Genomic DNA, 7,157 nt, shown 5'->3' with positions numbered 1-7,157 from the left:
CCCCCCCCCCCCCCCCCCCCCCCCCCCCCCCCCACCCCCCCCCCCCCCCCCCCCCCCCCCCCCCCCCCCCCCCCCCCCCACCCCCCCCCCCCCCCCCCCCCCCCCCCCCCCACCCCCCCCCCCCCCCCCCCCCCCCCCCCCACGCCGCTTTGAAGGTCTCGGCAGATCAGTAGCTGGCGATGCGGGCGTTCGGCGCAATCATCGCGACGGCCATCGCTGGCGGCTGGGCAACCGTGACACCGTCGATCAGCGCATCGGCTTGCATGCCTTTGCCCGGCAGGTAGATCGCGCAAACCTCGACCTTTGCATTTGGCATCCCGGCGATTTTGGACATCAGGCCCTGCGGGCTTATGTCGCGGGGTGGCTGTGGCGCAGTGGCCGAAGCTGGCGCGTCTTTCAACGCGAGGTCACCAGCAGGACCACACAGCAGGATGTGCGGGGCTGCGCCTTGTTGTGCCGCTTGCATGGCCAGAACCATCGCCATCAGCTGTGTCTGCGGCTCGGGTGCTGTCAGGATCGTGACGAGCGTTTGAGGCGCGTCCTGTGCAAGCGCGGGTCCTGTCAGGGTCAGTGCAGCACATACGGCGAGGATGAGTTTTTTCATTAGGTCAGTCCTTTTGGGATTGGGAAAGATGTCGTGTGGTGTGTGCGGACCCAGCAGCCTAAACCGGGTGCCGCACCGGACAGGGGGAGGAAGGAACAAGCCCCCGGTCATTCAGTGCCCGGATGTATGATGGGTGTGTTCACCCATCGGGCAGTCGCCCTCGTCCGAGAAACAGGCGTCGGTACGCATCTCCAGCCAGATCGCGTTCAACACGGCGAACAAAGCGGCAAGGGGAAGTCCGAGAAGCCAAGCGAAATACCACATGAGAATGGTCTCCTTTAGTAAACTGTGTCAGCGCTATCAGTGACTTGCTCTTCCGTGACCTTGCCCCAGAGCACCTTGTAAACCCATGCGGTGTACATCAGGATCAGCGGCATGAAGATCGCGGTGCAGATCAGCATGATGAACAGCGTCTGGTGCGAGGACGAAGCGTCCCACACGGTGAGCGAACTGTTGGGGGCAAGCGTCGAGGGCAGGATGAACGGGAACATGGTCAGCCCGACGGACGAGATGATGCCGAGGATGCCCATCTTGGACCACAAGAGCGTCGAAACCTCGCGACCTGCTTTCAGGCCCAAGATTGCGAGCGTGATCCCGGCAAAGCCCATCACTGGGGCAATCACGATCCATGGACGGTCCGCATAGGCGGTCAGCCAAGACCCACCGCGGGTGACGTCGGAATAGAGCGGATTGGACGGGCCATTGGCCGCGACCTCACCCAAGGCAAACCCGTCAACCCCAAACGCCAACCATAGACCCGCCAGCGCATAGCCCGCCGCGGCCACGATGCCCGCCTTGACGCCGATGGAGCGAGCGCGTTCGGCAACGACGCCTTCAGCCTTGAGCGACAGCCACGCCGCACCATGCATCAGTAGCATCGCCAGCGACACCACCCCAGCGAGCAGCGCGAAGGGGCGCAGAAGTCCGACGAACTTGAGGGCGAAGTTGCCCGGATACATCGGCATCAAATCTTCGGTCAGGTAGAACGGCACCCCCAGCAATACGTTGCCAACCGCCACACCGAACAGCAGCGCAGGTACAGCACCACCAGCGAACAGCGCCCAGTCCCAGCGGGTGCGCCATGTCGCGTCATCCCGTTTGGAGCGATACTTGAACGCCACTGGGCGGACGATGAAGGCAGCCAGCACCACGAACATCGCAAGGTAGAAGCCCGAGAAGCTGACGGCGTAAAGCGGTGGCCAAGCGGCGAAGATCGCGCCGCCGCCAAGGATGAACCACACTTGGTTGCCTTCCCAGACAGGACCCACCGTGTTGATCGCCACGCGGCGTTCCACGTCGGTCTTGGCAACGAAGGGCAGCAGCGCTCCGACCCCCATGTCGAAGCCGTCGGTCAGGGCAAATCCGATCAAGAGAACGCCCAGAAGCGCCCACCAGATCACGCGAAGGATATCGTATTCGATCAGTTCAAAGAGGATCATGTGACTTACTCCGCAGGTGTTGCAGCAAGGGTCGGAGCGGGCGTTTCGGCGCGCAGGCGCGCCTCGTGCCGTTCCTGCCAAGCATTGGTTTCTTCGACGTCCTGGAACGGGCCCTTGCGGATGTATTTCACCATCAGACTGACCTCGATCACGAAGAGGACCGAATAGAAGATCAGGAATCCGACCAATGTGATCAGCAGATCCGCGATGCTCAGATGTGACGCGCTGAGCGCTGTCGGCAGCACGCCGTCCACGGTCCAGGGCTGGCGGCCAAACTCGGCTACGAACCAACCAAGCTCGGCTGCGATCCACGGTGTCGGGATGATCGCGACAGCGGCATAGAGCGACCAGCGCGGGAACTGCATTTTCCGGAACGAGGCGCGATAGAAGAAATACGCCATCACTGCGATGAAGCTGAACCCAAGACCGACCATGATGCGAAAGGCCCAGAAAAGGGGCGCCACACCGGGAACCGTGTCATCCGCGGCCATCTTGATCTGCTCTTCGGTCGCGGTGCGCGGATCGTCCACATAACGCTTGAGCAGCAGCGCGTATCCTAGATTGTCGGAATGCGCCTCGAATGTCTCACGCACCTCTGGCGGGGTCGCATCGCGCTCCGCGCGGATGGTCATCAGCGCGTCGTAAGCGATCAGACCGTCGCGGATTTTCACTTCGGATTCAGCGACCAGATCGTTGATGCCCGGGATTTCCTGCGTCAGCGACCGTGTCCCAATAAGACCCATCGCCCACGGAATATGCACCGCGTAATGCGTCTCGCGCGCCTCCTGATCGGGGAAACCGATCAACGTGAAAGACGCGGGCGCTTCTTCCGTTTCCCACATCGCCTCGATCGCGGCCAGCTTCATCTTCTGGGTGTGGCTGGCGGAATAGCCGGACTCGTCACCAAGAACGACAACGGACAAAGCAGCCGCCAAACCAAAGGCGGACGCAACTGCGATAGACCGGCGGGCCAAGTCCTTGTGCTTGTTCTGGATAAGGTACAGCGCTGAGACACCCAGCACGAAGACCGACGCTGTGACATACCCCGCTGACACCGTGTGCACGAATTTCGCTTGTGCCACTTCGTTGAAAAGCACGTCAAAGAACGACGTCATCTCCATCCGCATGGTGTCGGGGTTGAACTCGGCCCCCACCGGGTTCTGCATCCAACCATTGGCGATCAGGATCCACAGCGCCGAAAAGTTCGACCCGATGGCGACCAGCCAGGCCACCACCATGTGCTGTACCTTCGAAAGCTTATCCCAGCCAAAGAAGAAGAGACCGACAAAGGTCGCTTCTAGAAAGAAGGCCATCAGACCTTCAATGGCCAGTGGCGCACCGAAGATGTCGCCCACATAGTGGCTGTAATAGCTCCAGTTCATGCCGAACTGGAATTCCATTGTGATGCCCGTGGCGACGCCAAGTACGAAGTTGATGCCGAACAACGTGCCCCAGAATTTCGTCATCTGCCGCCAGATGGGGCGGTTCGTCATGACGTAGACAGTTTCCATGATCGCCACGAGGATCGAAAGACCCAGCGTCAGCGGCACGAAAAGGAAGTGATACATGGCTGTCAGCGCGAATTGCATGCGCGACAGCTCGACCAGACCGATCTCCATGATGTGCTCCTTGAATGCATAATAATTCGCATCAGTGATGCGGATTAAGTGCTTCATATGCTGATTCAGGAATGTGTTATTTGATCTGAGTCAAAAACCCGCATCTTGGATGTGGGTTATTTTAATCGATCTTCGCAGCAGGTTTCAGCTTATGCACGCAGTCAGCAAAAGCGACCTCTTCGTCCCGGTGCGCAGCCATAAGAATTGCAGTGTTGGGTAAGGCCGCCCGAATGCCGCTCAGAACCCGGCTCGCCAGAATCGCGTCTAAACCTTCAGTCGGTTCATCCAACAAGAGTAGGTTCGGTTGGCGCAGCAGCGCCCGCGCCAGAACAAGCCGTCGTCCTTCACCGCCAGACAGGCCTGCCCCCCGGAAGCCAAGCACGGCATCCAGCCCACCTTTGGTTTCTACGGTGTCAGCTATATGAACAACCTCTAGTGCGGTCCAGAGCTCTGAGTCCTGAGCCTCAGGCGCCGCAATCCTGAGGTTTTCCGCGATGGTCCCGGCAACCAGCGCATGCCGTTGTGGCACCATGGCGATCATGTCAGCCCGCAGATCAGCGTCAATCTGGTCGACATCTAATCCACCGAAGCGCAATGAGCCGAAATTGGACGTGCCGTGCCCTGCGGCGTGCAACAACAGGGTGGATTTACCGCAACCGCTCGGACCGATCAGAGCAACGGTTTCGCCCGGCGCAACAAAGAAAGAGACTGGCGAGAAGAGAGGTGCGCCATAGGAACTGTTGCTCGCCGCAAAGGCCTCGGCAACCAGCGTCGCTGCCCCGGTGTCGATATCCACCCCATCGGGCGGATTGGCTTTGTCGATCATCGGCACAATCCGCTTTGCTGCCGCACGCATCCGCCCGATTTCGGACAAGGCGCGGCGCACAGGGGCCACCGCCTCCGACAGCGCCAGTGCCGCAAAGATGCCAATCGCTGCCTGCGCCGCCGTGATCTCACCGGCTTGCGCTTTGGACGCTCCGATCCCAATGGCAGCCGCAACAACGGTCCACCCCATCAGGTCGAGCCAAAGCCCGGTTGCCCGCTCGATCTGTTCAACATCAGATTGGCTCTTGGATTGGAACTGAGCCGCTTTTGCGACACCTGCTTTTGCCGTGGGAATCTGCCCGAACGCGATCAGTTCTTCCCGCGCTGCAATCAGATCGACCATTCGACTTCGTAAGGCCTGCATGCCCGCCTGCGCCTTGCGCGACGGTGCATCTGCCCGGGCTTGCCCGGACAAGAACACGAGGGTCGGCCCGATGCCGTAGCCCAACAGGATGACCCCCGCAATGGCAGGATTAACCAACAGTGCAACCGCAACCGCAGTGACGCCGATCACCAACAGGCCTGCCGCTCCGGGTAGAACCAACCTTAGGGCCAACCCGTCCAACGCGTCGACGTCGGATGTAACACGGTTCAAAAACACGCTGGCGCGCAGGCGTTCGATCTGGCGATAGGGCGACGTCAGAACGCCCTTCAGCAATCGTACGCGCAAATTCGATAAGGCGCGCAAGGTTGCGTCGTGCGTCGTCAGCCTTTCTCCGTACCGCGCTGCCGTTCGGCCCAAGGCGAGGAAACGGACCATGGCAGACGGGGCAAACACGTTGAAGATTGTGCCCAGCCCGATCATCCCAGCCGCTGCAGCCGCAGTAATGAACCAGCCCGACAGCGCCAGCAGCGCCACGCCCATGATCAAGACTGTGACAGACAAGGCCATCCCCTGGGCAACGGCCCGGCGTTCTCCTGCAAGAAGAATACGGATGATGCGGAAAAGGGACGTCATGACTTGGCCCCCAGATGGATGACATGAGGCATACGGTCCAGAAGGCGCGGATCATGTGTCGTGGTGATCAAGGTACCTCCCGCAGCCACATAGGTGAGCAGCGCATCTATGATGGCATGCGCGGTGTCGGAATCGAGATCGGCGGTCGGTTCATCCGCCAGCAGCACCGCCGGATCGCGGTTCAGCGCGCGTGCGAGCATCACGCGCCGCGCTTCGCCACCCGACAGACCTGCGCCGGTTTCCCCCAACGTGGTTAAGTCTTTGGCAGGCAGCGTTTCCAGAATAGGGGTTACTCTGGCGCTCCTGAGAACCTCCTGATCTATCGGTGCCCCAAAACCGATATTGTGGCGCAGGCTTCGCCCCAGAAAGCGCGGCGTTTGCGGCATCCATCCCAAAGCGGCGCGCCACGCGTCGGTCTGTGCCTCGGATAAAGGGACGTCATTAAGCAGAACTGCGCCGCGTGATGGCCTCTCCAACCCCGCCAGAACACGCAACAGGGTTGTCTTTCCAACTCCGCTGGGGCCACTGATCGCCAGGCTGTCACCCGGCTGGATATCAAGATCGGGAAAACAGAGTGTGCGGTCGGCGTGGTCCACCGCGACGTCGCGCAAGACCAGACCGCGGAACGCAAGTGCTGATGGCTGCGACCCTTGGCCTAGTATATCTGGGCGGGTCTCGGCACGCCACGCCTCAAGATCTTCCTCCACCGCGTCAGCCGCAGACTTGTCATGCCACGCGGCGGCCAGATCGCGCAAAGGCTGAAAGAAATCCGGTGCCAGCAAGAGCAGATAAATCCCCGCGAACGGTGTCAGAGGTGCCCCCCAAGTGCCCCAACTGATTTCGCCCAAAAGCGCAAAACCCACCCACACCGCAATCATTGCCACGCCGAGAGCAGAGAAAAGCTCGAGCACGGTGGAAGACAGGAAGGCAATCCGCAGAACGGACATTGTCTTGTGCCGAAGTGTGTCGGACGCCGTCGCGAAGCCGTCAATAACCTGAGGACCAGCACCGATCAGCTTCAGGTCCGACAGTGCCGCCAATCGATCTGCCAGCAGATCGTTCAGCGATCCGATCTCTACCATTTGCCGCGCGCTGGCCTCTTTCGCAGCCCACCCCACCAAGGCCATGAACAGAGGGATCAGCGGCCCGGCTGCCAGCAAAACCACCGCCGCAGCCCAGCTGTGCCACGCAGTGATGGCCAAAATGATCGGTGGCACTGCCATGATTCGCATGCGGGCGGGTGTGTAGCGCAATAGAAAAGGGCGCACCGCTTCGAGTTTTTCCGTGGCCAAGGCCGCGATAGACCCTGCGCCGCCGAAACGGGACGGTTTGTCGGTGGCGGACTCTGTGGCAAGGATGTCGAGCCGTCGTTCCTGGATTCGGGACTCTGCTGCGACACTCAGCGTCGCCTGCGCCTGCTGCGTCAAAAGCGCCCGCAGGAGGCCGAGCCCGAGGAAGGCAAGCGAGACGCCCCAAACATTCACCGCATCTCCAGTCAAAAGTGCGGCCAGCACGCGTGCGATCACCCAAGCCTGTGCAATCCAGATCAGGTTGGCCAGAACCGATAGCGCTGCACCCGACCGCAACGATTGTGAGGTGGCGTTCTGGTTTTTTGAAATATGGCGCATGGTCAGCTTGCTTTTTAGGATAGTCAGTCTCTTAGGGTATCGTCTTCGAGTTTGACGTGATCTGGATCAAAGAAACTGGTTTCC

6 protein-coding genes are annotated in these 7,157 nt (G+C 60.7%); all 6 read right to left on the bottom strand.

The window, feature by feature from the left end; all coding sequences use genetic code 11:
- Window positions 1-166: 166 nt before the first annotated feature.
- The 6 genes from ACXAH3_RS15745 to ACXAH3_RS15720 all read right to left on the bottom strand — a co-directional run bounded on the left by ACXAH3_RS15745 (window position 167) and on the right by ACXAH3_RS15720 (window position 7,073).
- Window positions 167-604, bottom strand: coding sequence for a hypothetical protein (locus ACXAH3_RS15745; protein WP_474863144.1), 438 nt, complete (start codon window positions 602-604; stop codon window positions 167-169).
- A 111-nt stretch (window positions 605-715) separates the two neighbouring features.
- Complete coding sequence (gene cydX / locus ACXAH3_RS15740; RefSeq protein ID WP_474863143.1) at window positions 716-868, bottom strand: cytochrome bd-I oxidase subunit CydX; 153 nt, start codon at window positions 866-868, stop codon at window positions 716-718.
- 14 nt (window positions 869-882) lie between these two features.
- Window positions 883-2,043 (bottom strand): cytochrome d ubiquinol oxidase subunit II, encoded by a 1,161-nt coding sequence (gene cydB / locus ACXAH3_RS15735; protein ID WP_474863141.1) that lies wholly within the window; start codon window positions 2,041-2,043, stop codon window positions 883-885.
- 5 nt (window positions 2,044-2,048) lie between these two features.
- A complete protein-coding gene (locus tag ACXAH3_RS15730; protein ID WP_474863139.1) occupies window positions 2,049-3,662 on the bottom strand; it encodes a cytochrome ubiquinol oxidase subunit I in 1,614 nt (537 codons plus the stop codon).
- A 121-nt stretch (window positions 3,663-3,783) separates the two neighbouring features.
- The gene (locus ACXAH3_RS15725; protein ID WP_474863138.1) at window positions 3,784-5,445 is read right to left on the bottom strand and encodes an amino acid ABC transporter ATP-binding/permease protein; all 1,662 of its coding nucleotides are present in this window, start codon (window positions 5,443-5,445) and stop codon (window positions 3,784-3,786) included.
- Entirely contained in the window at window positions 5,442-7,073 is a 1,632-nt protein-coding gene (locus tag ACXAH3_RS15720; protein WP_474863136.1) for an ABC transporter ATP-binding protein/permease, read from the bottom strand. The genes ACXAH3_RS15725 and ACXAH3_RS15720 overlap by 4 nt, the downstream gene beginning before the upstream one ends.
- Window positions 7,074-7,157 lie beyond the last annotated feature (84 nt).

Source organism: Aliiroseovarius sp. ABM4_368 (assembly GCF_056161205.1).
Note: the sequence above shows the minus strand (reverse complement) of the source record. Positions and strands in the feature narration are given on the sequence as shown.

Excerpts from the sequence above, each read along its gene's own strand:
- cydB (WP_474863141.1), bottom strand. The coding sequence starts at position 2,043 with ATGATCCTCTTTGAACTGATCGAATACGATATCCTTCGCGTGATCTGG.
- ACXAH3_RS15730 (WP_474863139.1), bottom strand. The coding sequence starts at position 3,662 with ATGGAGATCGGTCTGGTCGAGCTGTCGCGCATGCAATTCGCGCTGACA.
- ACXAH3_RS15745 (WP_474863144.1), bottom strand. The coding sequence starts at position 604 with ATGAAAAAACTCATCCTCGCCGTATGTGCTGCACTGACCCTGACAGGA.
- ACXAH3_RS15720 (WP_474863136.1), bottom strand. The coding sequence starts at position 7,073 with ATGCGCCATATTTCAAAAAACCAGAACGCCACCTCACAATCGTTGCGG.
- cydX (WP_474863143.1), bottom strand. The coding sequence starts at position 868 with ATGTGGTATTTCGCTTGGCTTCTCGGACTTCCCCTTGCCGCTTTGTTC.
- ACXAH3_RS15725 (WP_474863138.1), bottom strand. The coding sequence starts at position 5,445 with ATGACGTCCCTTTTCCGCATCATCCGTATTCTTCTTGCAGGAGAACGC.